20 protein-coding genes are annotated in these 25,595 nt (G+C 72.0%); 16 read left to right on the forward strand and 4 right to left on the reverse strand.

Features of this window, described 5'->3' with window-relative positions; translation table 11 throughout:
* Positions 1 to 84: 84 nt before the first annotated feature.
* The 6 genes from OG766_RS29820 to OG766_RS29845 all read left to right on the forward strand — a co-directional run bounded on the left by OG766_RS29820 (position 85) and on the right by OG766_RS29845 (position 7,823).
* Positions 85 to 1,509 carry a UL36 very large tegument protein gene (locus OG766_RS29820; protein WP_266386783.1) on the forward strand — a complete coding sequence of 475 codons (1,425 nt, stop codon included), beginning with the start codon at positions 85 to 87 and terminating at the stop codon, positions 1,507 to 1,509.
* A gap of 178 nt (positions 1,510 to 1,687) precedes the next feature.
* A complete protein-coding gene (locus OG766_RS29825; protein ID WP_266386781.1) occupies positions 1,688 to 2,530 on the forward strand; it encodes a nitrilase-related carbon-nitrogen hydrolase in 843 nt (280 codons plus the stop codon).
* Positions 2,527 to 3,807 (forward strand): aspartate aminotransferase family protein, encoded by a 1,281-nt coding sequence (locus OG766_RS29830; RefSeq protein WP_328726607.1) that lies wholly within the window; start codon positions 2,527 to 2,529, stop codon positions 3,805 to 3,807. The genes OG766_RS29825 and OG766_RS29830 overlap by 4 nt, the downstream gene beginning before the upstream one ends.
* Positions 3,808 to 3,825: 18 nt before the next feature.
* Positions 3,826 to 5,229: a dihydropyrimidinase gene (gene hydA, locus OG766_RS29835; protein ID WP_328726608.1), complete on the forward strand. Its 1,404-nt coding sequence runs from the start codon at positions 3,826 to 3,828 to the stop codon at positions 5,227 to 5,229.
* A gap of 9 nt (positions 5,230 to 5,238) precedes the next feature.
* Positions 5,239 to 6,240, forward strand: coding sequence for a TIGR03842 family LLM class F420-dependent oxidoreductase (locus OG766_RS29840; RefSeq protein WP_266386772.1), 1,002 nt, complete (start codon positions 5,239 to 5,241; stop codon positions 6,238 to 6,240).
* A gap of 41 nt (positions 6,241 to 6,281) precedes the next feature.
* Positions 6,282 to 7,823: an NCS1 family nucleobase:cation symporter-1 gene (locus OG766_RS29845; RefSeq protein WP_266386769.1), complete on the forward strand. Its 1,542-nt coding sequence runs from the start codon at positions 6,282 to 6,284 to the stop codon at positions 7,821 to 7,823.
* Positions 7,824 to 8,048: 225 nt separating this feature from the next.
* On the opposite strand, the gene OG766_RS29850 is transcribed toward OG766_RS29845, so the two are convergent.
* Positions 8,049 to 8,843 carry an SDR family NAD(P)-dependent oxidoreductase gene (locus OG766_RS29850; RefSeq protein ID WP_266386766.1) on the reverse strand — a complete coding sequence of 265 codons (795 nt, stop codon included), beginning with the start codon at positions 8,841 to 8,843 and terminating at the stop codon, positions 8,049 to 8,051.
* Between the two features lie 56 nt (positions 8,844 to 8,899).
* On the opposite strand from OG766_RS29850, the gene OG766_RS29855 reads away from it, so the two are divergent.
* The 3 genes from OG766_RS29855 (at position 8,900) to OG766_RS29865 (ending at position 12,695) form a co-directional block, all read left to right on the forward strand.
* Positions 8,900 to 10,327 carry an amidase gene (locus OG766_RS29855; protein WP_266386764.1) on the forward strand — a complete coding sequence of 476 codons (1,428 nt, stop codon included), beginning with the start codon at positions 8,900 to 8,902 and terminating at the stop codon, positions 10,325 to 10,327.
* 5 nt (positions 10,328 to 10,332) lie between these two features.
* Positions 10,333 to 10,929: a TetR/AcrR family transcriptional regulator gene (locus tag OG766_RS29860; RefSeq protein WP_266386762.1), complete on the forward strand. Its 597-nt coding sequence runs from the start codon at positions 10,333 to 10,335 to the stop codon at positions 10,927 to 10,929.
* A 155-nt stretch (positions 10,930 to 11,084) separates the two neighbouring features.
* Positions 11,085 to 12,695, forward strand: coding sequence for an FAD-binding oxidoreductase (locus tag OG766_RS29865; protein ID WP_328726609.1), 1,611 nt, complete (start codon positions 11,085 to 11,087; stop codon positions 12,693 to 12,695).
* Positions 12,696 to 12,823: 128 nt separating this feature from the next.
* On the opposite strand, the gene OG766_RS29870 is transcribed toward OG766_RS29865, so the two are convergent.
* The 3 genes from OG766_RS29870 to OG766_RS29880 all read right to left on the reverse strand — a co-directional run bounded on the left by OG766_RS29870 (position 12,824) and on the right by OG766_RS29880 (position 16,408).
* Entirely contained in the window at positions 12,824 to 14,383 is a 1,560-nt protein-coding gene (locus OG766_RS29870; protein ID WP_328726610.1) for an alkaline phosphatase D family protein, read from the reverse strand.
* A gap of 242 nt (positions 14,384 to 14,625) precedes the next feature.
* Positions 14,626 to 15,759: an aminotransferase class I/II-fold pyridoxal phosphate-dependent enzyme gene (locus OG766_RS29875; protein WP_328726611.1), complete on the reverse strand. Its 1,134-nt coding sequence runs from the start codon at positions 15,757 to 15,759 to the stop codon at positions 14,626 to 14,628.
* A 4-nt stretch (positions 15,760 to 15,763) separates the two neighbouring features.
* Entirely contained in the window at positions 15,764 to 16,408 is a 645-nt protein-coding gene (locus OG766_RS29880) for a helix-turn-helix transcriptional regulator (RefSeq protein WP_266386753.1), read from the reverse strand.
* A 216-nt stretch (positions 16,409 to 16,624) separates the two neighbouring features.
* Between OG766_RS29880 and OG766_RS29885 the strand changes: the two genes are divergently transcribed.
* The 7 genes from OG766_RS29885 (at position 16,625) to OG766_RS29915 (ending at position 25,465) form a co-directional block, all read left to right on the forward strand.
* Positions 16,625 to 18,487 (forward strand): alpha-L-fucosidase, encoded by a 1,863-nt coding sequence (locus OG766_RS29885; protein ID WP_328727544.1) that lies wholly within the window; start codon positions 16,625 to 16,627, stop codon positions 18,485 to 18,487.
* Between the two features lie 221 nt (positions 18,488 to 18,708).
* Positions 18,709 to 19,746, forward strand: coding sequence for a methyltransferase domain-containing protein (locus OG766_RS29890; RefSeq protein WP_266386747.1), 1,038 nt, complete (start codon positions 18,709 to 18,711; stop codon positions 19,744 to 19,746).
* A 245-nt stretch (positions 19,747 to 19,991) separates the two neighbouring features.
* Positions 19,992 to 21,596 carry an ABC transporter substrate-binding protein gene (locus OG766_RS29895; protein ID WP_328726612.1) on the forward strand — a complete coding sequence of 535 codons (1,605 nt, stop codon included), beginning with the start codon at positions 19,992 to 19,994 and terminating at the stop codon, positions 21,594 to 21,596.
* Complete coding sequence (locus tag OG766_RS29900) at positions 21,593 to 22,546, forward strand: ABC transporter permease (protein WP_266386740.1); 954 nt, start codon at positions 21,593 to 21,595, stop codon at positions 22,544 to 22,546. The genes OG766_RS29895 and OG766_RS29900 overlap by 4 nt, the downstream gene beginning before the upstream one ends.
* Before the next feature lie 62 nt (positions 22,547 to 22,608).
* Positions 22,609 to 23,430, forward strand: a complete 822-nt coding sequence (locus OG766_RS29905) for an ABC transporter permease (protein ID WP_423247208.1) — start codon at positions 22,609 to 22,611, stop codon at positions 23,428 to 23,430.
* Positions 23,427 to 24,446: an ABC transporter ATP-binding protein gene (locus OG766_RS29910; RefSeq protein WP_328726613.1), complete on the forward strand. Its 1,020-nt coding sequence runs from the start codon at positions 23,427 to 23,429 to the stop codon at positions 24,444 to 24,446. The genes OG766_RS29905 and OG766_RS29910 overlap by 4 nt, the downstream gene beginning before the upstream one ends.
* On the forward strand, positions 24,443 to 25,465 hold the full coding sequence (locus OG766_RS29915) for an ABC transporter ATP-binding protein (protein ID WP_266386735.1): 1,023 nt from the start codon (positions 24,443 to 24,445) through the stop codon (positions 25,463 to 25,465). Before OG766_RS29910 ends, OG766_RS29915 begins: the two co-directional genes overlap by 4 nt.
* The last annotated feature ends 130 nt before the right edge of the window (positions 25,466 to 25,595 follow it).

The raw sequence follows: 25,595 nt of genomic DNA on the forward strand, positions 1-25,595 counted from the left end.
CCGCCCACGAAAACTCCGTGTAGCCGTGGCGTAACACGGCTGGGGTCGAATGCCTGCGAACCCGATGCGGAGGGCGGGCAGGCAATGGCGGTGGATCAACTCCCCGTACAGGTGGGGGCGTTCGCGCGGTACCTGAGGGAGCTGACGGCGCGCCTCGACCCGGAGAGCGGCTGGTACGCGGTCTTCCGGCAGCGCGACCTCGCCGGACTGTCGGCGTGCCTGCGGGGTACGGAGATCCCGCCGTGGGACGTGGTGGGCTCGCTCCTGGACGACCTCGTCGCCGACGCGGCGGAGGCGGCGAGGGCGGGGGCGCTGCACGCGGCCGCGGCGGCCGCCCACGACCGCCGGGCGGGCGGCGGCGAAGCCCTCCTGAAGCGGCTGGAACTCATGCGCCGCGAACAGGCCCACGCGGCGGAACGCGGGCAGGAACTCCTGGGCCGGCTGGCCGTCCTCCCCGAGGGCAGCCCCGAACACCAGCGCCTCGCCCATGAACTGTCCTGGACCAACGACGACCACACCCGCGCCACGGCCCGCTGCTCGGAACTCATGTCCCGCCTCGCCGCACTCGCACCGCCCCCGGGCCCGCCACCGGCCGGCCCGTTCACCCCGGCCGGCCCGTTCGCTCCGAACGCCTCGCACGACGCGGCACCGGATGCGTGGTTCCGCCCCGCCGACGAGGAGAGCGGGGTCATGGAGTCGGCCGTGGCCGAGGTGGCGGAGCGTCAGCAGGCCGCGGGGCCCGAGGTGTCGGCGCGCGGTGGCAGGCGGGGCGGGAAGCGGCGGCCGCGCGGGGCGAGATACGCCTGGCTGGACGATGCCGAGGGCGAGGACGGCGAGGAGGCCGTCGCCGTACCCGTGACCGACGTGCCCGACCTGCCCATGGGCGGGGCGCGCCCGCGCGGCGCGCGGTTCGGCGGGGGCGGGGCCGGCGAGCCGGCCGCCGCGGCCGTGGAACCCGACGCGGCGCCGGCCGACGCGGAGGAGGAGCGCGCCGCCCTCGCGGCCGTCGCCGTCCTCTGGCGGCTACGGGCCGAGGGGCGCAGCGGAGAGGCGCACGCGCTGCTGTGCGAGGCCGCCGCCGGTCCCGTCGCCCGGCTGCCGGTGCTGGCGGCCGAGTTGCACCGCGCCGGGCTCGGCGCCGACTGGGCCACCCTGCTCTGGGAGGTGGCCTCGCTGCCGCCCGGCCGGCTCGCCGCCGCCGCGGGCGCGCTCGCCGCGGCGGGCCGGGACGACGACTGCGGCCAACTGCTGCGCCAGGGCGTCGCCCGCCCCGCGGGCGAGATCGCCGACGCCGTGCTCGCGCTCGACGACGCCGGTGCCCGGCGCGAGGCGGACGCGCTGCTGGAAGCGTTCCTGCGGGTCCGTACCCCGGAGGAGAGTGCCGGGATCGCCGCCACGGCTCCCCGCCGCCTCGTCCCGCAACTGCTCTCCGCCGCCCGTGCGGTGTCGGCCGACCGGGAGCGCGACCTTGTGCACGCGCTGCGCGTCGCAGGACTCATCAGCGGCTGAAGTGCGCCGGAAAACGTACGGTATACGCTGTATGTCGACCGCTCGGGTGCGAAACATGATCGACACTGCGGGTTGACGACGATGGTCTTGCCCCAGTGTGTGACGGGGCTTACGTTCTCCTCCTACGTATCGCATCTACGTGCGTAGAGGCTCTGACGTCTTGTCGAAGGAGCAGCTCATGACCAACGTCGTTCGCGCCGCACTCGTCCAGGCGACCTGGACCGGCGACACCGAATCCATGATCGCCAAACATGAGGAGCACGCTCGCGAGGCGGCCCGCCAGGGCGCCAAGGTCATCGGGTTCCAGGAGGTCTTCAACGCCCCGTACTTCTGCCAGGTGCAGGAGGCCGAGCACTACCGCTGGGCGGAGCCCGTACCCGACGGCCCCACCGTTCTGCGCATGCGGGACCTCGCCCGGGAGACCGGCATGGTGATCGTCGTCCCCGTCTTCGAGGTCGAGGACTCCGGCTTCTACTACAACACCGCCGCGGTGATCGACGCCGACGGCACCTACCTCGGCAAGTACCGCAAGCACCACATCCCGCAGGTCAAGGGATTCTGGGAGAAGTACTACTTCAGGCCGGGCAACGCCGGCTGGCCCGTCTTCGACACCGCTGTCGGCAAGGTCGGCGTCTACATCTGCTACGACCGCCACTTCCCGGAGGGCTGGCGCCAACTCGGCCTCGGAGGAGCCCAGTTGGTCTACAACCCGTCGGCCACCTCCCGGGGCCTGTCCGCCTACCTCTGGCAGCTGGAGCAGCCCGCCGCCGCCGTCGCCAACGAGTACTTCATCGCCGCCATCAACCGGGTCGGCCAGGAGGAGTACGGCGACAACGACTTCTACGGCACGAGCTACTTCGTCAACCCGCGCGGGCAGTTCGTCGGGGACGTCGCCAGCGACAAGGCGGAGGAACTGGTCGTCAGGGACCTCGACTTCGACCTGATCGACGAGGTGCGCCAGCAGTGGGCGTTCTACCGGGACCGCAGGCCCGACGCGTACGAGGGGCTGGTGCAGCCGTGAGCGACCTGTACGAGCGGCACCGCGCCGTCATCCCCGACTGGGTCGCCCTCTACTACAAGGACCCCGTCGAGATCACCCATGGCGAGGGACGGTACGTCTGGGACGCGGCCGGCAACCGCTACCTCGACTTCTTCGGCGGCATCCTCACCACGATGACCGCCCACGCCCTTCCCGAGGTCACCAAGGCCGTCAGCGAGCAGGCCGGGCGGATCGTCCACTCCTCCACGCTCTATCTGAACCGCCCCATGGTCGAGCTGGCCGAGCGCGTCGCCGCCCTCTCCGGCATCCCCGACGCCCGGGTCTTCTTCACCACCTCCGGTACCGAGGCCAACGACACCGCCCTGCTGCTGGCCACCGCGTACCGCAGGTCCAACCAGATCCTGGCCATGCGCAACAGCTACCACGGCCGCTCCTTCTCGGCCGTGTCCATCACCGGCAACCGCGCCTGGTCCCCGACCGGCCTCTCCCCGCTGCAGACGCTGTACGTGCACGGGGGCGTCCGCACCCGCGGCCCGTACGCGGCGCTGTCGGACGCGCAGTTCACCGAGGCCTGCGTGGCCGATCTGGAGGACCTGCTCGGCCACACCCACGACGTGGCCGCGCTGATCGCCGAACCGGTCCAGGGCGTCGGCGGATTCACCTCGCCGCCGGACGGGCTCTACGCCGCGTTCCGCGAGGTCCTCGACCGGCACGGCATCCTGTGGATCTCCGACGAGGTGCAGACCGGCTGGGGCAGGACCGGCGACCACTTCTGGGGCTGGCAGGCCCACGCGGCGAGCGGTCCGCCGGACATCCTCACCTTCGCCAAGGGCATCGGCAACGGCATGTCGCTGGGCGGGGTCGTGGCCCGCGCCGACGTGATGAACTGCATCGACGCCAACTCCATCTCCACCTTCGGCGGTTCACCCGTCACCGCGGCCGCCGGGCTCGCGAACCTCTCGTACCTCCTGGAACACGACCTCCAGGGCAACGCGCGCCGCGTCGGCGGGCTGCTCATCGAGCGGCTCCGCGCCATCGCCGCAGCGGTCCCCGCCGTGCGCGAGGTGCGCGGACGCGGACTGATGATCGGTGTCGAACTGGTCAGGCCCGGCACGGACGAGGCATTCCCGGAGGCCGCCACCGCCGTACTCGAAGCGGCACGCGAGGGCGGGCTGCTCATCGGCAAGGGCGGCGCCCACAACACCAGCGTGCTGCGGATCGCGCCGCCGCTGTCCCTCACCGTCGCCGAGGCGGAAGAGGGCGCCTCGATCCTCGAACGAACGCTGCGCAGCCTCTAGTCCACGCGAGGGGAACCCATGAGCAACCGCACCCTGATCCGCGGCGGACTCGTCATCACCGCGGCCGACGAGACCCACGCCGATGTCCTGATCGAGGACGGCCGCATCGCCGCCCTGGCCGCCCACGGCTCCACCGCCGCCGAGAGCTGGAGCGCCGACCGCACCATCGACGCCACCGGGAAGTACGTCATCCCGGGCGGTGTGGACGCGCACACCCACATGGAGCTGCCGTTCGGCGGCACCTTCGCCTCCGACACCTTCGAGACCGGAACGCGGGCCGCCGCCTGGGGCGGCACCACCACCATCGTGGACTTCGCCGTCCAGACACAGGGCCAGGGACTGCGCGAAGGGCTCGACGCCTGGTACGCGAAGGCCGACGGCAACTGCGCGATCGACTACGGCTTCCACATGATCCTCTCCGACGTCAACGAGTCCTCGCTCAAGGAGATGGACCTGCTCGTCGAGGAGGGCGTCACCTCCTTCAAGCTCTTCATGGCCTATCCCGGCGTCTTCTACAGCGACGACGGCCAGATCCTGCGCGCCATGCAGCGCGGCACCTCCAACGGCGGGCTGATCATGATGCACGCCGAGAACGGCATCGCCATCGACGTCCTCGTCGAACAGGCCCTGGCGCGCGGCGAGACCGATCCCCGCTACCACGGCGAGGTCCGCAAGGTGCTGCTGGAGGCCGAGGCCACGCACCGCGCCATCCAGCTCGCCCGGGTCGCCGGCGCTCCGCTGTACGTCGTCCACGTCTCGGCCGAGGAGGCCGTCGCCGAGCTCGCCACCGCCCGCGACAAGGGACTCCCGGTCTTCGGTGAGACCTGCCCGCAGTATCTGTTCCTGTCCACCGACAATCTCGCCGAGCCGGACTTCGAGGGCGCGAAGTACGTGTGCAGCACGCCTCTGAGGCCGCGCGAGCACCAGGCCGCGCTGTGGCGGGGACTGCGGACCAACGACCTCCAGGTCGTCTCCACCGACCACTGCCCGTTCTGCTTCACGGGCCAGAAGGACCTCGGCCGCGGCGACTTCTCCAAGATCCCCAACGGGCTCCCGGGGGTGGAGAACCGGATGGACCTGCTGCACCAGGCGGTCCTCGACGGGCACATCTCCCGCCGCCGCTGGATCGAGATCGCCTGCGCCTCGCCCGCCCGGATGTTCGGCCTCTACCCGAAGAAGGGCACCATCGCCCCCGGCGCCGACGCCGACGTCGTCGTGTACGACCCGGGCGCCTCGCAGACCCTGTCGGCGCAGACCCACCACATGAACGTCGACTACTCGGCCTACGAGGGCAAGCGGATCACCGGACAGGTGGAGACCGTCCTCTCGCGCGGCGAAGTCGTCATCGACCAGCGGGAGTTCACGGGCCGGGTCGGCCACGGCGTGTACACCCCCCGCTCCACCTGTCAGTACCTTAACTAGGAGGTCCCGGTGGACTTCGGACTCGTCCTGCAGACCGATCCGCCCGCCTCGGCGGTCGTGGGCCTGATGCGGCGCGCGGAGCGCAACGGCTTCCGCTACGGCTGGACGTTCGACTCGGCGGTCCTGTGGCAGGAGCCGTTCGTCATCTACAGCCAGATCCTGGAACACACGCAGAAGATGCACGTGGGCCCCATGGTCACCAACCCCGGGACCAGGACGTGGGAGGTCACCGCCTCCACCTTCGCCACCCTCAACGACATGTACGGCAACCGCACCGTCTGCGGTATCGGCCGAGGCGACTCCGCGATGCGGGTCGCCGGCCGCCGGCCCAACACCCTGGCGCGGCTCGGCGAGGCGATCGGAGTCATCCGCGACCTCGCCGAGGGGCGCGAGGCGGTCGTCGACGGACAGCCGCTGCGGATCCCCTGGGTCCGCGACGGGAAACTGCCGGTGTGGATGGCCGCGTACGGGCCCAAGGCGCTGGCCCTCGCCGGGCAGCGGGCCGACGGCTTCATCCTCCAGCTCGCCGACCTCTACCTCACCGAGTGGATGGTGAAGGCCGTGCGCGCCGCGGCCGCCGAGGCCGGACGCGACCCGGAGGCGATCACCATCTGCGTCGCCGCGCCCGCGTACGTCGGTGACGACCTGGCGCACGCCCGCGACCAGTGCCGCTGGTTCGGCGGGATGGTCGGCAACCACGTCGCCGATCTGGTCTCCCGCTACGGAGAGCACTCGGACATGGTGCCGGAGGCGCTGACCGCCTACATCAAGGAACGGCACGGCTACGACTACAGCCACCACGGCAAGGCCGGGAACCCCTCCACGGACTTCGTGCCCGACGAGATCGTCGACCGCTTCTGCCTGCTCGGCCCGGCGTCCGCGCACATCGAGAAGCTGAAGGCGCTGCGCGACCTGGGCGTGGACCAGTTCGCGGTCTACAACATGCACGACGCGAAGGAAGCGACGATCGACGCCTACGGGGCCGAGATCATCCCCGCACTCAACCGCTGAAGGCCGCTCTCCCCGCCGGCCACCGCTGAAGGGTCCCGTCCATGACCGCGACCGTCCCCCCGGCCCCGTCCCCCTCCCCGTCCGGCTCCGGCCAGATAACCGATGCCCAGGGCCGGGTGGAGCTCGTCCCCGGCGCCCTCCCCGACGAAGGCCGCTTCGTCAACGGCGATCTGCTGCCCGTGCCGTTCGCCCGCCGCCACTGGACCACGTACAACTTCGCCGCCCTGTGGGTCGGCATGGCCCACAACATCCCGTCGTGGCTGCTCGCCTCCGGGCTCGTCGCGCTCGGCATGGACTGGAAACAGGCCGTCTTCACGATCGCGCTGGCCAATGTGATCGTGCTGTTCCCGATGCTGCTCACCGGGCATGCAGGGCCCAAGTACGGCATCCCCTTCCCGGTGCTCGCGCGCGCCTCCTTCGGACTGCGCGGCGCCAACCTCCCGGCGCTGATCCGGGCCGCGGTGGCCTGCGCCTGGTTCGGCATCCAGACCTGGATCGGCGGCCAGGGCATCTTCGTGCTGCTCGGCACCATCTTCGGCGGCTGGGCGGAGGTGGCCGAGATCGGCGGCCAGCCGTGGACGCTGTGGCTGTGCTTCCTCGTCTTCTGGGTGCTCGAACTCGCCATCATCTACCGGGGCATGGAGACCCTGCGCAGATTCGAGAACTGGGCGGCACCGTTCGTCATCGTCGGCGCGCTGGTGCTGCTGGTGTGGATCGCCGTCAAGGCGGGCGGCTTCGGTCCGCTGCTCGACCAGCCCTCGAAGCTCGGCTGGGGCGAGGACTTCTGGCCGGTGTTCTTCCCCGCCCTGATGGGGATGATCGCCTTCTGGTCCACTCTGTCCCTCAACATCCCGGACTTCACCCGCTTCGGCGCCGGCCAGCGCGCCCAGGTCTGGGGCCAGACGCTGGGCCTGCCCACGACCATGACGCTCTTCGCGCTGCTGTCGGTGTTCGTCACCTCCGGCTCCCAGGCCGTGTACGGTGCGCCGATCTGGGACCCGGTCCAGCTCGCCGCCAAGACGGACAACGTCTTCGGGCTGCTGTTCGCCCTGGTGACGGTGCTGATCGCGACGATCTCCGTGAACATCGCGGCGAACGTGGTGTCACCCGCGTACGACCTGGCGAACCTCGCGCCGCGCTTCATCAACTTCCGTACCGGCGCGCTGATCACGGGCGTCGTCGGCGTCCTCATCATGCCGTGGAAGCTGACCGAGACCCCCGAGCTGTACATCTTCACCTGGCTCGGTCTCGTCGGCGGACTGCTCGGCACCGTCGCCGGCATCCTCATCGCCGACTACTGGGTCATCCGCCGCGCCCATCTGGACCTGGCGGACCTCTACCGGCCCGAGGGGCGCTACTGGTACGCGTCCGGCTGGAACTGGCGGGCCGTCCTCTCCTTCGTGGTGGGCGGCGTGCTGGCGGTGGGCGGCTCGCACTCCGCGCCGGGGAAGGGACCGTTCCCCGAGGAGGGCCTGATCCCCTTCCTGAAGCCGCTCGCGGACTACGGCTGGGCGGTGGGGCTCGCGGCCGCGCTGCTGCTGTACACCCTGCTGATGCTGCCGCAACGGGTCCGGCAGCACTGAGCACTGAGCACTGAGCACCGGGCACGGGCGGGGGACACCCGCCGGGGTCCCGGTGGACCCGGGGGCCCGGACCGCTCCCCAGCGGTCCGGACCCCCGGGAGCGGATGAGGCCGTGCCTCCGTACCGCCGGGCGGGGTAATGAGGTGCCAGCGGCCGCGGATTCCGGGATGCCTTCGCTTTCCGGGCGGGCCGGGCCCGAGGCCAGGGCCCGGCCCCGCGCCGGTGTCAGCGGCTGTCGCGCTGGGCCGCCACGATGCGGCGGACCGTCCGCTCCGCGCCGCCGGAGCGGCGCTGGACGCGCTCGGCGAAGCCGGGGAACTGGCCGCCGATCGCACTGAGGATCCTCATCTCGGGCGGGGCCACGTTCACTTCGGCGCGGTCGCGCTCCACGGCCCGTACCACGCCCGCGACGACCTGCCGCGGTGAGACGGTACGCAGCCCCGCCGGCGTCCCGGCACCCGTCGCCGCGAACATGCCCGCGTCCCGGACGAATCCGGGCTGCACCACCGACACGCCGACACCGTGCTCGTGCAGGTCCTGGCGCAGCCCGAGCGCGAAGCCGCGCAGCCCGAACTTGGTGGCGTTGTAGAGGGCCGAGTGCTTCGTCGCCGTCTTGCCCGAGATGGAGCCGACGAACGCCAGATGGCCCCGGCCCGCCTCGACCATGGCGGGGGCGAGCAGCCGGGCCAGCATGGCCGGGGCGCGGAGGTTGACCGCGAGGGCGCGGTCGATCTGGTCCGGGGTGTAGTCGAGGAGTTCGCCGCTGGAGGGCAGCGCGGCGTTGGCGATGAGGATCTCGGTGCCGGCCGCCTCGCGGGCGAGGCGCGTGACATCGTCCGGGTCGGCCAGATCGGCGACGATTCCTCGTGCGTCGTACGCCTTCACCAGCGGGTCGAGCGCGTCGGCGCGGCGTCCCGTGAGGATCAACCGGGCGCCTCGGCGGGCGAGTTCGGCCGCGAGCGCGGCGCCGATACCGCCGGTGACACCGGTGAGCAGAACGGTTGATCCGGTGATGCGCATCTGGTTACCCTCCAGTTCTGTTCGTTCGAACGAACGATAAGGAGCACAGGGTGGCCATGTCCACAACAGATTTCTCGGGACTCGTCGAGCACGCAGGAAAGCTGAGGGACGGCCAGGCCACCTCGGTGGAACTCGTCCAGGCGTCGATCGAGCGCATCGAGGCGAGCCGGCCCACCCTCAACGCCTTCCGGCACGTACGGGCCGAGGCCGCGCTCGCGGAGGCCCAGGACGCCGACCGCCGGCTGGCGGCGGGGGAGCGGCTGCCGCTGCTCGGCGTGCCCATGGCCGTCAAGGACGACACCGATGTGGCGGGGCTGCCCACGCTGTTCGGCTGCCAGGGGGACCTCGCGCCCGCCCGCGCCGACGGCGAGGTGGTACGCCGGCTGCGCGCGGCCGGCGCCGTCATCGTCGGCAAGACCAACTCCTGCGAGCTGGGCCAGTGGGCGTTCACCGAGGGCCCCGCCTTCGGCGCCACCCGCAACCCCTGGTCCACGGACCACACCCCGGGCGGATCCTCCGGCGGCTCGGCCGCCGCCGTCGCCGCGGGCCTCGTGCCCGCCGCCCTCGGCTCCGACGGCGCCGGCTCCATCCGCATCCCCGCCGCCTGGACCCATCTCGTCGGCATCAAACCGCAGCGCGGCCGCGTCTCGGTCCACCCGCACACCGACGCCTTCCAGGGCCTCACCGTCAACGGCCCGCTCGCCCGCACCGTCGCCGACGCCGCCCTGCTGCTCGACGTCGTCCAGGGCTCCCACCCGGAGGACCTGCACCGGCCGGACGCCATCGACGCCTCGGCCGCGGCCCGCCGCGAACCGGGCCGGCTGCGCATCGCCCTCGCCTGGCGGCCACCGCTCACGCTCACCGGCGCCAGGCCCCACCCCGACGTCCGCCGCGCCGTGACCCGGCTCGCCGAGGCCCTCGCCCGCCTCGGCCACGATGTCGAGGAGGCCCGGCCCCGCTACGGGCTGATCGGCCTCGGCTTCGTCCCGCGCGGCACCACGGGCATCGCCGAGATCGCCGCCCTGCACCCCGAACCGGACCTGCTCGACCCGCGCACCCGCACCGCCCTGCGCAACGGCAGGCTGCTCGGCGGCCGGGTCGTACGGGCCGCCCGTGCCCGCGAGGCCCGCCAGCACAGCCGTATCGGCGCGCTGTTCGACTCGTACGACGTGCTGCTCACCCCGACCACCGCCGCGCCCCCGCCGCGCATCGGCACCTTCGACGGGCTCAGCGCCTGGCGGACCAACAAGGCCATGGCGGCGGTGTGCCCGTACGCCTGGCCCTGGAACGTCCTCGGCTGGCCCGGAGTGAACGTCCCCGCGGGCTTCACCGCGGACGGGCTGCCCGTCGGCGCGCAGCTGCTCGGCCCCGAGGGCGGGGAGGAGCGGCTCATCTCGCTGGCCGCCCAGCTGGAGGACGACCTCCGCTGGCACGAGCACTACCCCGACCCCCTGATCACCTGGGGTGCCTCGGTGGAACAATGACGCGCATGTCCAGCCAGACCAGCGCGTCCGCGGCGTCCGCCGCACCCTCCATACCTCCGACCCGGCAGCGCATCATCGGCGCCGTCCTGCGCATCATCGGCCAGGACGGCATCGCCGCCGTCACCAACCGGCGGATAGCCAAGGAGGCCGGGGTCTCGCTCGGTTCGGTCACCTACCACTTCGCCAGCCAGCACGACCTGCTGCGTGAGGCGCTGTTGCACTTCGTCCGCGAGGAGACCAGGCGCTTCACCGATCTCGCGGACGCCGGCCAGGCCGAGGGCGTCGACATCGACGGTGCGGCCGTGCTGGCCGGACAGGTCGCGGACGGCACCGTCTTCGACAGCGAACACATCGCACCCTTCGAGCTGTACATCCAGGCGGGACGCGACGAGCGGCTCCGCGAGGCCGCCGCCGAGTGCTTCAGCGCCTACGACCGGCTCGCCGCGCAGATCCTCACCGCCCTCGGCGTTCCCGACGCCGACCGTCTCGCCGCCTCCACCGTCGCGCTGGTCACCGGGCTCCAGCTGCGCCGCCTGGCCACCGGCTCCCCGGCGCAGGACCTCACGGACGCACTGCTGCTGCTGGTGCGCGGCGCCGGCTGATCGCCCGTCACCGACCGGTCACCTCTCGCCGACCGGCCACCTCTCGTCGGCCGTTCGCCCGTCATCGGGCCCATGACATGGAGCGGGCACGGAACCCGCCGGCGCTCGACCGCATCCTCCAGGTCGGATGTCGACCAAGGGCGAGGGGCGGGACGATGGGCGGGACGGCACGGCGGGCGAACGCGGCGGCCACGGAGGGGGAGACGGGAGCCGGCGGCGGACTCACCCGGCGGGGACTGCTCGGCGCCGGGATAGCCGCCGGTGCGGCCGCGACCGCCGCCGGAGTCTTCGCCTCCAGGGCACCCGCCGCCACCGCGGGCCGGGCGCCCGCCGCACCCCGCGCCGGTGACTGGACGGCCCTGGCACGCGGCCTCGACGGCACGCTCGTACGGCCCGGCAGCCGCGACTACGACACCGCGCGCACCCTCTTCAACCCCCGCTTCGACGGCGTACGGCCCGCCGGGATCGCGTACTGCGCACGGCCCGAGGACGTCCGCAGCTGCCTGGAGTTCGCCCGCCGGCACCAGGTCCCCGTCGCGGTACGCAGCGGCGGGCACTCGTACGCGGGCTGGTCGTCCGGGCCGGGACTGATCGTCGACGTGCAGAAGATGGCGTCCGTCTCGCTCTCCGGGACCGGCGCGACGATCGGCGCCGGAGCCAAACTCATCGACGTCTACGACCGGCTGACGGCGCGGGGGCGGACCGTGCCCGCCGGGTCCTGTCCCACGGTGGGGATCTCCGGACTGGCACTCGGCGGCGGTGTCGGCGTCGTCAGCCGCGCCTACGGACTGACGAGCGACAGCATCACCGGCGCCCGCATCGTCACGGCCGACGGCCGGATCCGTGACGTGGACGCCCGCCGGGAACCCGACCTGTTCTGGGCGCTGCGCGGCGGCGGGAACGCCCAGTTCGGCGTCGTCACCGAACTGCGGCTGCGCACCCACGCGGCACCGCAGTGCACCACCTTCTTCCTGAGCTGGCCCTGGTCCAGTGCCGCGGCCGTCGTCCGCGAATGGCAGCGCTGGGCCCCCACCGCCCCCGACGAGATCTGGGCCAACCTGCATCTGTCCGCACCCGTCGGAGGACGGCCGGGCTCGGTCCGGGTCGGCGGTCTGACGCTCGGGACCCGCGGGGACATCGAGAACCGGCTCGACCGCCTCGCCGACGCCGTCGGCGCGCCCGCCCGTTCGGTGTCCGTGCGCACGCGGCCCTACATGGACGCGATGAAGGTGATGGGCGGCGTATCGGGCTACACGATCGCCCAGTCCCACCAGAAGGGCAGCCTGCCCGGCCGCACCCCGCAGGGCCGGGTGGCGCGCGAATCGTACGCGGCACGCTCGGACTTCTACACCCGGCGCATCCCGGCCGACGGCGTGCGGGCCCTGCTCGCCCGGGTGGAGAAGCTCGCGGCCCTCACCGGAGGCGGCGCGGGCAGCGTGGCCCTGGACGCCCTCGGCGGCGCGGTGGGCCGCGTCCGGCCGACGGACACGGCCTTCGTCCACCGCAACGCGCTGTTCCTGGCGCAGTACATCGTCTCCTGGCCCGACTCCGCCTCCGCGACCACCGTGGCCCGGCACCAGGCCTGGCTCGACGGCACGCACGGGGCGATGCGGCCCTGGGCGAGCGGCGAGGCGTACCAGAACTACACGGACCCCAAACTCCGCGACTGGCGCCGGGCGTACTACGGCGTGAACGCCGACCGCCTCGCACGGGTGCGGGCGGCGTACGATCCCGGGCGCCTCTTCAGGCACCCGCAGTCGCTCTGACCACCGGGCGCCGCCGGCGGTCACGAAGGCAGCGGCCGCGGCGAGGTGGCGGCGTGACGACGTCGCGTCGCCGTCCACCGCCCGGCCGGGCCCGTGTCCACCCGCCCGGCCGGGCGTCCTGCGGCGGATCAGGGCCGCGCGGCTGACGGATCCCGTCGGTACTGGGCGGGAGACCCCGACGTCCTCGGGTCCTCGTACGCGCCGGTCCTGCCCCGGTCGACGTGGAACCTGGTGAGGGTGGTCACGGGCGAGCAGGGGTCGCGGCGATCGGCGATCACCCGCATCTCCGTGGTCCAGCGGCGTGCGGTGACGTCGTGGACGTCGTATCCGTAGCGGTCGCCTTCGAAGTACTGCAGGTGCGGGTTGAGGCGGCCGATCTCCGGCCCGCGCGCGGCGTTCCACTCGGGCCCGTAGGAGTCCGAGGTCACCGAGTGCGCGGTGAACTCCGTACCGATCACGGGGGAGTCGGGGTTGGTGAAGTCGGGCCGGATGTCGTCCACGAAGGCCGAGTGCCAGTCGCCCGTGACGACGACGAAGTCCTCCAGGCCGAGCCCGTTCAACTGCGTGAGGACGTCGGCGCGTTCGGCCCGGTAGCCGTCCCACTGCATGTCGTAGTAGTGGTCGCCGCCGGGGGCGTCCAGCTTGGAGATCATGATCGAGTTGGCCCAGCAGTGCCAGCCGTGAGCATCGCGCGCCTGGTCCAGGAGCCAGTCGCGCTGCTTCGCGCCGAGAATGGTGCTGTCGGGCCGGTCGGCCCGGCTGCGGTACTGCCGCAGGTCGAGGATGGTCAGGTCCAGCAGGCTGCCCCAGTTGCGGCGGCGGTAGATCTGCTGGTGCGGCACGGGGTTCGCGCCCACCATGCGGTGCGGCATGTTTTCGTACCAGGCCTGGTAGGCCGCATCGCGGCGGGCGAGGAACGCGGCGTCGTCACGGCCGTCGTAGTAGCCCTGCACCTCGTGGTTGTCCCAGGTGAGGTACCACGGGTGGGCGGCGTGGGCGGCGCGCAGATCCGGGTCGCCCTTGTAGAGCGCGTGCCGCCTGCGGTACGAGACGAGGTCGAAGACCTCGGGCCCCTCGTGGCTGCGTACGGTGCCGCCGTACACGCCGTTCTCGTAGATGTAGTCGCCGAGATGCACGACGAAGTCGACGTCCTCGCGGGCGATTCCCCGGAGCGCGGAGTAGTAACCGCTGGCGAAGTTCTGGCAGTTGGCGGTGGCGAAGCGGACCCGGTCGACCCGCCCGGCGGGCGCCGTCCGCGTCCGGCCGAGGCGGCTCGTCCTGCCGAGCGCGCTGAACGCGTAGTAGTAACGGCGGCCGGGCTGCAGCCCGTGCACGTCGACATGGACGCTGTGGCCCTGCGCCGCGGTGGCCGCGACGGTGCCGCCCGCCACCTTCCGGCGCAGCGCACGGTCGGTGGCCACGACCCAGCGGACCTCCACGGCATCCGGGAGGGGCTGCTCGTCGGCGAGCGGCTCGGGAGCCAGCCGGGTCCAGAGAGAGACCCCGTGCTGCACGGGATCGCCCGAGGCCACGCCCAGTGTGAACGGCGCCGGATCGTACGAGGCCCCCAGCTCCTGGGCGGCTTCGAGAGCCTGAGCCGGTGAGAGCTTCGCGCTCAGGGGCCAGACCGCCGCCAGTGTCCCGGCCACGGCGGCCGATCTGAGCAGGTCACGGCGATTCAGCGACATGTACACCCTCCAGTCGATGTGCGGGCTGTGCCGACACAACGAATCAGCCGCGAGTGAACGCAAGGGGTGTGGCCGAAGACCGGCCGAGCACATCTCAACCTGGCCGCGATGCACGGGCCGAGACTCGTGGAACCGCCATGCACGGCCCGATGCTCGTGGAACCGCGGTGCGCGGGGCGGTGGTTCAGGCGATGAGCCGGTGCACGACGGCGCAGGGGGGCGCGGCGTCGACGACGGGGAGGCTCATCGGCGCGTCCGCAGCCAGCGGGCGACGGCGGAAAGGCCCTCTTCCGGGTCGCGCCGGCCGATGCCGATGCGGAACCGGTCGGTGGGGGTGGGGGTGAGGTCCGAGCGGTAGATGCTCGCGGGCAGGAGCAGGACGCCGGCCTCCTCCACCAGCCTGGTGCAGAACTCCTCCACACCCTCCGGCCCGAGGTAGCGGGGGTACGCCACGCAGCCGCCGTCCGGTGCCCGCCAGGCGAAGTCGTCCGGGAACCGGGCGAAGAAGGCGTCGAAGGCGGGCAGGTTCCGGGCGATCAACGCCCGGTTGCGGTCCAGGATCGTGGCGCGGGACTTGAGCGCGATCCGGGCCAGGACCTCGCTGGGGGCCGCGTTGCAGATGGTGGTGTAGTGCTTGGCCCGCTCCAGCCGGCCGAGGAGGGCCCGGTCGCGGCAGGTGATCCAGCCGATCCGCAGGCCCGGCAGACCCAGGGACTTCGAGGTCACGTTCAGCGACAGGGCGCGTTCGGACAGGTCCGCGGCCTGCGGCAGCGTACGGGCGGGGTCGCGTTCCAGCCCGCGGTAGACCTCGTCGCTGAACAGGTGGATGCCGCGCTCGTCGCACAGCCCGGCGAGTGCGGCGAAGTCGGCGGAGCCGATGACCTTGCCGGTGGGGTTGTTGGGGAAGTTGACCGACACGACCCGGGTGCTGGGCCGCAGCGCCGCCTTCACCCGGTCGAGATCCAGGGCCCAGTCGCGATCGGCGTCGAGAGCGACGCCGGTGACGTCGCACAGGGCGAGCGGCACGGTCTCGGCCGCCTGGTAGTTCGGGGTCACCACGACCGCGTGGTCGCCGGGACCGAGCAGCACGTTCATCGCCAGGTACAGGGCCTCTTCGGCGCCGGCGAAGCAGAGCACGTCGGCGGCGTCCGCCCGCTCGTACGTTCCGGCGATCACCTCGCGCAGGGCGGGATCGCCGAAGGTCTCGGTGTAGCCGAGCGACAGCTGCTCGAACGCGGCCCGGTCCTCGTCGTCGCCCAGCGCGAGCAGTTCGCCCAGCGTCATGGTCTGGACGTCGGAGGCGGTCAGGTGGTGGCGCGCGGTGAACTCCCAACGGGAGAAGTAGGTTTCCAGGCGGAAGTCGGGCAGCCGGGTCATGGTGCTAGTCCTTCGTACGGGGTGCTCTGAGCTCGGCCAGCAGGCCGTAGAGGGTGGACCGGGAGATCCGCAGGGCGCCCGCGACGACCGGCGTCGCACGGCGCACCGCGAAGACGCCGTCCTCGTCCAGCCGGCCGAGGAGCGCGAGACGGTCCTGGCGGGTGAGCCGCTCCACGGGGCGGCCGCATTCGCGTACGTACGCGCCGACGACGTGCTGGACGCGCTCGGTCCAGTCCTGCTCGAACAGCGGCTCCGGGCGGGCCACGCTCGGTGCGCCGAACGCGGACAGCACCGCCGCGGCCTGTTCCAGCGGCGTGCGATCGAGGTTGACGCACAGCACCGCGGACGGCTGCCCGGCGGGGTCGCGCAGGACCGCGCTGACCGACGACAGCCGCCGCCCGTCCGCGAGCAGCTTCTCGTACGGCCCGAACACGTCGCGGGCGGACGGATCGAGCGCGTCCAGCTCGCCGAGGAGCGACGGGTCGCCGGGGCCCCGGGAGGTCAGCGGATTCCAGATCCCCAGGATCCGGTCGGTGCCGGGATCGTGCAGCACCACCTCGGCGTACGGGCCGAGCAGCAGCGCCACGGCCTGGCACACCGGCGCCCACTGCCGCACACGAGGGTCCGCGCCGTCCTCCACATCACTCATGCCTGGACTGTACGTCCGATCTGGACAGATAGTCCAACCGTGTCCGCTCATCATCGGATGAATGTGCTCCATGATTGCCGAACTTCCCGATGGTTCGCGGGAGTTGAACCCATTGACATCCGATGTATCGGGGTCTCATTCTTCAGCGTGCGACAGGTAGGACGCCCTGTCGCGCACGCTCCCCCCACCACCGTCTCTGGAGCCGCCATGCCTGCCATGCGTGCCGTCAGTGCCGTCAGTGCCGTTCTCCGCTCGGTCCGCCGATCCCTCAGAGGGCTGTCCCTCCTGCTGGGCGCCTTCCTGCTGGCCGTCACCGGAGCCGGCGTGAGTGCCGGGCCGGCCGCGGCCGCGGGGCCGGGGACGAACCACGCGGCGGACGATCCGTTCACGTCCTCCCGCACCAGCTGGTTCCGCAGCGACAAGTTCGGGATGTTCATCCACTTCGGCGCCTACTCGCAGTACGAGGGCGAGTACACCCGCGCCGACGGGACCGTCTGCCGGAACGCCGAGTGGATCAAGCGTTCCTGCGGCATCCCCATGGCCGAGTACGAGGCCGCCGCACGGCAGTTCAACCCGTCCGCCTTCGACGCGAACGCGATCGTCACGGCGGCGAAGAACGCGGGCCAGAAGTACATCGTGATCACGTCCAAGCACCACGACGGATACGCGATGTGGCCGACGAAGCAGAACGCGTGGAACCTGCGCGACCACTCGTCCTTCGACCCGGGCCGCGACCTCCTCGCCGAGCTGAAGACGGCCGCGGACGCCCAGGGCATCAAGCTCGGCTTCTACTACTCGATCTGGGACTGGCACGACCCGGACTTCCCCGACGCCGCCACCTTCCCGAAGTACCGTACCCGGATGTACGCGCAGCTCAAGGAGCTGATCGACGGCTACGACCCGGCGCTGCTCTGGTTCGACGGCGAATGGGACACCGACAACCCCGTCAACCGCTGGTCGCCCCAGGACGGCGCCGCGCTGGAGACGTACCTGCGCGGGCTCGACCCCCAGCTGATCATCAACAACCGGGTCGGCAAGCGGCGCGTCGTCGACGGCGACTACGGCACCCCCGAGCAGGAGATCCCCGGCGCGCCGGTCGACGGCCAGCTGTGGGAGAGCTGCATGACCCTCAACAACAGCTGGGGGTACGCGAAGCACGACAACAACTGGAAGACCGCCACCACCGTGGTGCAGAACCTGCTCGACATCTCCAGCCGCAGCGGCAACTACCTGCTCAACGTCGGCCCCGACAAGCTCGGCCGTATCCCCGCGCCGTCCCTCAACCGCCTCGGTGACGTCGGCCGCTGGCTGAACACCGCGGGCCAGGGCTCCGCCGTGTACGGCACGGGCGGCGCCACCGGACTCGTCGCCGACCCGGCATGGGGAGCGGTCGCCCGCAAGGGCCACGACAAGCTGTACGCATCCGTGTTCACGCCCTCCTGGCCGGCCGCCGGGCAGGCGGTGCACCTCACCGCCAAGGCGTCGTTCACCGTCAACAGCGCGCGCGTGCTGAACAGTTCGCAGACCGTCACCGTCACCAGGGCGGGCGACGGCTTCGACATCAGGCCCTCCGGCGGAGCCACCGACGGCGCGGCCTCCGTCATCGAACTGTCCATCACCCCGCCCTCGCCCACGGCGCCGGGCACCGGCACCGGCCTGAAGGCCGAGTCGTTCGCCAACACCACCTTCGCGGGTACCCCGGCCGCCACCGTCACCGATCCCACGATCAACAAGGCGTACCGCTTCGACGGCTCCCCGGCCGCGGCCATCCCGGCCGACAACTTCGCCACCCGCTGGACGGGCTCCATCCAGCCGCGCTACGGCGAACCGCTCACCTTCACCACCGTCTCCGACGACACCGTCCGCCTCTGGGTCAACGGGCAACTCGTCATCGACAACACCACGCCCCATGTGCCGCAGGTGAACAAGGCCACGGTCACCGGCCTCCAGGCGGGACAGAAGTACGCGATCAAGGTCGAACACACGGAGCAGGGCGGCGAAGCCCACATGAAGCTGCTCTGGTCCAGCCCCAGCATGGAACAGTCCGTCGTCCCCAGGTCCCAGCTCTACGCCCCCTGACAGCCGTCCCGCCGGGAAAGCCCGTCCGCCCCGCGACCGCCCCGGCCGCGGGGCGGACGGGTTTCCCGGCGGGCGGCTGCCGCACCGCTCCTGCGGGAGGGCCGGCAACTCGGCGACCAGGCCGCCGGTTTCACCGTCCGGCGCGTAGTACGCTTCGTGTACTACGCGCCGCGTAGCATCGGGGGAAGCATCCCGGAAGCCCGTCCACAGCTGGAGCAGTCATGCGCACCAACGACGCCCAGATGCTCGTCCTCTGTGCCCTGACCGACGGGCCGCTGCACGGATACGCCATCAATGCGGCCATCGAGCGGGTCTCCGGCCGGCGCCTCGGTCCCGGGAGTCTCTACGGAGCGTTGGCCCGTCTGGAGGCGAAGCAGCTGGTGGAGCCCCTGGAGGGAGAGGATCGCCGGCGCACGGTGCGTCTGACGCGCGCCGGGCGGGAGCTTCTCGAGCGGGAGGCGCACTCCATGGCCCGCCTGTCCGGGCGGGTGTTCGAGAGTGCCGTTCCCGACGAGGTCGGCTACCTCGACCGAGTGGCGGCGACCGATCTGGGGCGTTCCTACAAGGGCGCCATGCTGGACGCGCTGGATGTCCGGCCCGGCGAGACCGCACTCGATCTGGGCTGCGGACCGGGAACGGATCTCGTCGCCCTCGCCGGGGCGGTCACGCCGTCCGGGAGGGTGATCGGCGTCGATTCCAGCCAGGAGATGGTCGAGCGGGCACGCGGGCGCACGGAGGGTATCGCCGCCGTCGAGGTGCAACTGGCCGATGTCCACGGGCTTCCGTTCGACGACGGCAGCATCGACCGTGCCCGGACCGACCGCGTGCTCCAGCATGTGGCGGATCCGGCCCAGGCGCTCGCGGAGGCCCGGCGGGTACTGCGTCCGGGCGGCAGGCTCGTCATGGGTGAACCCGACTGGGATTCGCTGACCATCGACTGTCCCGACATCGACGTGGCGCGTGCCTACACCCACCACATCACGGACAAGGTCGTGCGCAACGGGGTCATCGGCCGTCAACTGGCCAGGCTGGCGCAGGACGCGGGGTTCGCCGTGCCGGCCGTCGTCCCGGTCACATCGGTCTTTCGTGATGTCCAGGCCGCGGACCAGGTGCTCGGCCTTCAGCGCAACACCGAGCGCGCCGTGGCCGCGGGCCGCCTGTCCGCCCCGGCGTCGCAGGAGTGGCTCGACCACCTCGCCACGGGCCCCTTCTTCGCCGCGGTGACGCTGTACATCGTCGTTGCGGAAGCCGCCTCGTAGTCGTGGGTGCTCTCGTCCCCGGTTGCGGCGGTTGAGGCCTCCGCCCTGCCGTGAGGGACGGGTGGGGTTCGCCGGCCGGCCGCGTGGGCGTAGTTACGTGTGCTGTGCACCTTTTGCCGGGCGGGGTTACCCGATCTTCATCAAAAGCCTGCCCGCTTCCGCCTCCCGCCCCTTGTCGTGCGGACTGTATGCGAAATGCGGTCTGCGGTATTCCTTGATCACCTCTGGCGGGAGGAAGTTCCCTCGTGCGCCGAACAGCTGTTGCCCCCGCGGCAGTTGCCCTGATGGCCCTCACCGGCTGCTCGTCCCTGCAGACCTCGGCGACCGAGGTCGGCGGCGTCCGGATGACCGATGAGCGCCCCGTACGCGACGGCGGAACCCTCACCGTCGCCCTCAACGCCGACCCGGACAAGCTCGATCCGACCCTCGCCCAGACGCTCGTCGGCCGGACCGTCTTCTCGTCGATGTGCGAGAAGCTCTACGACATCGACCAGCACGGCACCGTCGTCCCCCAGCTCGCCGCCGCGCTGCCCACGACGTCCGCCGACGGCCGCACCGTCACCGTCCCCGTACGCAAGGGCCTCACCTTCAGCGACGGGACCGCCCTCGACGCACGCGCCGTCGTCACCTCGCTGCTGCGCCACCGCGACCTGCCCGGATCGGCGCGCGGCACCGAACTCGCCCCGCTCCGCGCCGTCGCGGCCACCGGCCCGTACACGGTGAAGCTCACCCTCCAGCAGCCGTACGTCCCGCTCACCGGTGTGCTCGCCGACCGCTCCGGCATGGTGATGTCCCCGACCGCGCTCAAGAAGTACGGCAAGGACTTCACCAACCACCCCTCCTGCGTCGGCCCCTTCCGCTTCGCCGAACGCGTCGGCGGCGACCGCATCGTCCTCGTCAAGGACCCGCACTACTACGACGCCGACCGGGTCCACCTGGACCGGGTCGTCTTCAAGCCCATCCCCGACGGCAACGTCCGCCTCGCCAACCTGCGCTCCGGCGACATCCAGATCGGCGACCAGATGAGCCCCGTCGACGTCCGCAGCGCGCTCACCGAACCGAAGCTCCAGCTCTTCAACTCGCCCTCCCTCGGCTACCAGGGCATCGGCCTCAACGTCGGCAACGTGAAGGGCCTCGGCGAGAAGCCCGGCCGGATCGACACCCCCATCGCCCGCGACGTCCGCGTCCGCGAGGCCTTCGAGCTCTCCCTGGACCGCGCCCTCATCAACAAGGTCGTCTACCAGGGCATGTACGAACCGGCCTGCGGCCCGCTCTCGCCCCAGTCCGCCATCGCCCCCGGCGAACCGGCCTCCCGCTGCCCGCAGCGCGACATCGACAAGGCCAAGCGCCTGCTGCGTGAGGCCGGCGTGAGCGTCCCCGTGGCGATGGAGCTGAAGGTCTCCACCACACCCGAGCAGAGCCGGCTCGGCCAGGTCGTCCAGGCCATGGCCAAGGAGGCCGGATTCGCGGTCACCCTGCGGCCCACCGAGTACGCCACGCTCCTCGACGAGACCGACGCCGGCCGGTACGACGCCTTCACCAGCGGCTGGTCGGGCCGGCTCGACCCGGACGGCAACATCGCGAGCTTCCTGCGGACCCAGGGCGCCATGAACGCCTACGGACTCTCCGACCCGGACATCGACCGCCTCGTCGAACGCGGCCGCACCGAGGCCGACCCCGCGGAGCGCACCCGTATCTACGCCGAACTGACCCGCCGGGTGCGGGCCGAACACACCCTCATCTACCTCTACCGGCAGAAGAACTACGTCGTCGCCTCCACCTCCGTCGCGGGTGTCCGCGTCTACGGCGACGGCCTCGTCCGGGTCAGGACCGCGGGGTACACACGATGACCACCTACCTGCTGCGGCGGCTCCGCCAGTCCCTCCTCACCCTCTTCCTCGTCAGCATCGTCGTCTTCGCCGGCATCCGGGCCCTGCCCGGTGACCCGGCGCTCGCCCTCGCCGGTGAGGAACGCAGCCCCGAGGCGCTCGCCGCGATCCGCGCGAGCTACGGACTCGACGACAACGTTCTCATCCAGTACGGCCGGTTCATCGGCCATGCCCTCACCGGCGACCTCGGCACCTCCTCCCGTACCGGACTCCCCGTCGCCGACGCCATCACCGAAGCCCTGCCCGTGACCCTCGAACTGGCCGCGCTGTCCCTCCTGCTGGCCGTCGTCGTCGGCATCGGCGCCGGAGTCGTCGCGGCCGTGCGGCGCGGCAGGCCGGAGGAGTGGCTGGCCAACGCGATCGCCCTGCTGGGCCTTTCGGTGCCGACGTTCTGGCTCGGCATCGTGCTCGTGCTCACCTTCGCCATCGCCGTACCCGTCTTCGCCGCCTCCGGATACGTCCCCTTCGGCACGGACCCGTTCGACAACCTGCGCCGCATGGTGCTGCCCGCGGTCGTCCTCGGCTCCGGACTCGCGGCCGTCGTCATGCGCCAGACCCGGGCCGCGATGCTCGACTCGCTCTCCGCCGACTACATCCGCACCGCCAGGGCCAAGGGCCTCTCCCGGCGGGCCGTCATCGGCCGGCACGCCCTGCGCAACTCCCTCGTCACCGTCGTCACGGTGCTCGGCCTGCAACTCGGCCACCTGATCTCCGGAGCCGTCGTCACCGAGCAGATCTTCGTCCTCCCCGGCTTCGGCAAGCTCACCATCGACGCCGTCTTCACCCGCGACTACGCGACGCTGCAAGGCGTGGTGCTGTGCACCTCCGCCGCGTACATCCTCATCAACCTGCTGGTCGACGTGCTCTATTCGGTGATCGACCCGCGCATCCGGCTCGGAGGTGCCCGGTGACCACGACCGTACTCAGCGCCCTGCGGCCGAGGTCCGGCGCCGCGGCCCCGGGCGCCGCCGGACTGCGCGCGCTCGGCCGCAACCGGCTCGCGCTCACCGGCGCCGTCATCGCCGCCGTGTTCGTCCTCGCGGCCCTCTTCGCCCCGCTGATCGCCCCGTACGACCCCGCCCAGCCCGACTTCGGCAACGCGCTGGCCGCGCCCGGCCGGTCGCACTGGCTCGGCACCGACGACCTCGGCCGCGACCAGCTCTCCCGCATCGTCCACGGCGCCCGCGCCTCGATGCAGGTCGGACTGCTCGCCGTGGTCCTCGCCTTCCTCGTCGGGGTACCGCTCGGACTGGTCGCCGGCTACTACGGCCGCCTCGCCGACAGCACCGTCTCCCGCCTCACCGACACCATGCTGGCGTTCCCCTTCCTGGTGCTCGCCGTCGGGCTCGCCGCGGTGCTCGGACCCTCGCTGACCAACGCCACCATCGCCATCGGCATCTCCCAGATCCCCGCCGTCATCCGCATCACCCGCGCCGAGACACTGCGCCTCAAGCACACCGACTACGTCGCCGCGGCCATCGCCAACGGCGGCGGCGACGCCACCGTCCTCGGCCGGCACATCCTCCCCAACGCCACCTCCGCGCTGATCGTCCAGGCCACCGTCGGCATCCCCGCCGCGATCATCGGCGAGGCGCTGCTGAGCTTCCTCGGCCTGGGAGTGCAGCCGCCCGACCCCTCGCTCGGCGTCATGCTCTCCGGCGCCCAGGCATTCCTCGCGCCCGCCCCCTGGCTGGCCGTCTTCCCCGGACTCGCGATCGTCGCCGCGACACTCGCGTTCAACCTGCTCGGCGACGGGCTGCGCGACATCCTCGACCCCCGTGGAGCGACCCGATGACCACACCTGTGCTCAGCGTCCGGGACCTGTCCGTGTCGTTCCGCGGCGACGCCCGAACCGTCCACGCCGTCGACTCCGTCAGCTACGACCTCGCGGCGGGCGAAGTCCTCGCGGTCGTCGGCGAGTCGGGCTGCGGCAAGTCCGTCACCTCGATGGCGGTGATGGGGCTGCTGCCGCCCACCGCCCGGGTCGAGGGCTCCGTCCGGCTGGCCGGCCGCGAACTGGCCGGAGCCGACGAGCGGACACTCGGCAAGATCCGCGGCAAGGACATCGCGATGATCTTCCAGGAGCCGATGACCTCCCTCAACCCCGTCCTCACCGTCGGCCGCCAGATCACCGAGGTGCTCCGGCGCCACCAAGGACTTCGCCGCAGGGAAGCCGTCGAGCGGGCCGTCGAACTCCTCACCCTGGTCGGCATCCCCGCGCCCCGCAGCCGTATCGACGAGTACCCGCACCAGCTGAGCGGCGGAATGCGCCAGCGCGTGATGATCGCCGTGGCGGTCGCCTGCGACCCGTCGGTCCTCATCGCCGACGAGCCGACCACCGCGCTCGACGTCACCGTCCAGGCCGGCATCCTGGAGGTGCTGCGGTCGCTGCGCGAGCGCCTCGGCACCGCGATCGTCCTCATCACCCATGACCTCGGCGTCGTCGCCGAACTCGCCGACCGGGTGCTGGTGATGTACGCGGGCCGCTCCGTCGAAGAGGCCCCGGTGCACGAACTGTTCGCCGCGCCCCGGCATCCGTACACGAGCGGGCTGCTCGGTGCCGTACTGCGCCCGGGCGGCGAGGGCAAACGGCGGCTCCCGGAGATCCCCGGCCTCGTGCCGAGCCTCGACACCCAGCCCGACGCCTGCACGTTCGCCCCGCGCTGTGCGTACGCCGACGACGACTGCACCGCCGCACGACCGGACTTCGAGACGCTCGGCGGCACCCGTGCCGGCCACGGCGGTGTCCACGCGGTGGCCTGTCGGCACCCGCTTCCGCTCACTCCCACGAGCCCGGAGGTCATGCAGTGACCAGCCCATCGCCCGCTCTCGAACTGGACGGCCTCACCCGCCACTTCGCCTCCGGCGGCAGCACCGTCCGCGCCGTCGACGGTGTCAGCCTCACCGTCGGCCGAGGCGAAGTGCTCGGCCTCGTCGGCGAGTCCGGCAGCGGGAAGTCGACCGTCGGCCGCTGCGCCGTACGTCTCGACGAACCCACCGCCGGCACCGTCCGCATCGGCGGAACCGATGTCACCCGGCTCTCCCGGCGCGCCCTGCGGCCCCTGCGCAAGGACTTCCACCTCGTCTTCCAGGACCCGTCGTCGTCACTCGACCCGCGGATGACGGCCGGCGCCATCATCGCCGAACCGATCCGGCTGCACCGGCTGGCCGCGCGCGGCGAGGCCGTACGCACCCGCGTCGCGGAGCTGCTCGCGCAGGTCGGGCTGCGCCCGGAGCACGCCGACCGGCACCCGCACGAACTCTCCGGCGGCCAGCGCCAGCGCATCTCGCTGGCCCGGGCACTCGCCGTCGACCCGGATCTGCTCATCGCCGACGAGCCCACGTCGGCGCTCGACGTCTCCGTCCAGGCGTCCGTGCTCAATCTGCTGGCCGATCTGCAGCGGGACCGGGGCTTCGGCTGCCTGTTCATCACCCATGACCTCGCGGCCGTCGAGTTCCTCGCGGACCGGATCGCCGTGATGTACCTCGGCCGGATCGTCGAACAGGCCCCGACCGCCGAACTGTTCGCGGCGCCCAAGCATCCGTACACCCGGGCACTGCTGTCGGCGGCGCCCGTACCGGACCCGGCGGCGCAACGCTCCCGCGAGCGGATCGTGCTCAGCGGCGAGCTGCCGAGCCCGCTGTCCCCACCGCCGGGCTGCCACTTCCACACCCGCTGTCCGGTGGCCGTCGACCGCTGCCGCACCGACGTCCCGGAGCTGCGTACGCTGCCGGGGACGGCCCGGCAGGTCGCCTGTCATCTGGTGGCCGAGGACGGCACGGCGCCCGTCGCGACCAACGCGTCCCCGGCGTCCGACCTCGCCTCCTGATCCCGGACCCGGAACCCCCGGACCGGGAACCCCGGACCGGGAACCATGATCCCCGAACCCCGAACCCCGAACCCCGAACCCCTGAACCCCGAACCCCGAACCCCTGAACCCCGAACCCCGAACCCCGTAC

Origin of the sequence: Streptomyces sp. NBC_00259, assembly GCF_036181745.1 — a bacterium.
GTDB classification, from domain to species: Bacteria; Actinomycetota; Actinomycetes; order Streptomycetales; family Streptomycetaceae; genus Streptomyces; species Streptomyces pratisoli.

Coding starts and splice junctions, on each gene's coding strand:
- hydA (WP_328726608.1), top strand. CDS start 3,826: ATGAGCAACCGCACCCTGATCCGCGGCGGACTCGTCATCACCGCGGCC.
- OG766_RS29885 (WP_328727544.1), top strand. CDS start 16,625: ATGCGTGCCGTCAGTGCCGTCAGTGCCGTTCTCCGCTCGGTCCGCCGA.
- OG766_RS29890 (WP_266386747.1), top strand. CDS start 18,709: ATGCGCACCAACGACGCCCAGATGCTCGTCCTCTGTGCCCTGACCGAC.
- OG766_RS29875 (WP_328726611.1), bottom strand. CDS start 15,759: ATGACCCGGCTGCCCGACTTCCGCCTGGAAACCTACTTCTCCCGTTGG.
- OG766_RS29820 (WP_266386783.1), top strand. CDS start 85: ATGGCGGTGGATCAACTCCCCGTACAGGTGGGGGCGTTCGCGCGGTAC.
- OG766_RS29845 (WP_266386769.1), top strand. CDS start 6,282: ATGACCGCGACCGTCCCCCCGGCCCCGTCCCCCTCCCCGTCCGGCTCC.
- OG766_RS29860 (WP_266386762.1), top strand. CDS start 10,333: ATGTCCAGCCAGACCAGCGCGTCCGCGGCGTCCGCCGCACCCTCCATA.
- OG766_RS29855 (WP_266386764.1), top strand. CDS start 8,900: ATGTCCACAACAGATTTCTCGGGACTCGTCGAGCACGCAGGAAAGCTG.
- OG766_RS29865 (WP_328726609.1), top strand. CDS start 11,085: ATGGGCGGGACGGCACGGCGGGCGAACGCGGCGGCCACGGAGGGGGAG.
- OG766_RS29900 (WP_266386740.1), top strand. CDS start 21,593: ATGACCACCTACCTGCTGCGGCGGCTCCGCCAGTCCCTCCTCACCCTC.
- OG766_RS29910 (WP_328726613.1), top strand. CDS start 23,427: ATGACCACACCTGTGCTCAGCGTCCGGGACCTGTCCGTGTCGTTCCGC.
- OG766_RS29825 (WP_266386781.1), top strand. CDS start 1,688: ATGACCAACGTCGTTCGCGCCGCACTCGTCCAGGCGACCTGGACCGGC.
- OG766_RS29850 (WP_266386766.1), bottom strand. CDS start 8,843: ATGCGCATCACCGGATCAACCGTTCTGCTCACCGGTGTCACCGGCGGT.
- OG766_RS29870 (WP_328726610.1), bottom strand. CDS start 14,383: ATGTCGCTGAATCGCCGTGACCTGCTCAGATCGGCCGCCGTGGCCGGG.
- OG766_RS29880 (WP_266386753.1), bottom strand. CDS start 16,408: ATGAGTGATGTGGAGGACGGCGCGGACCCTCGTGTGCGGCAGTGGGCG.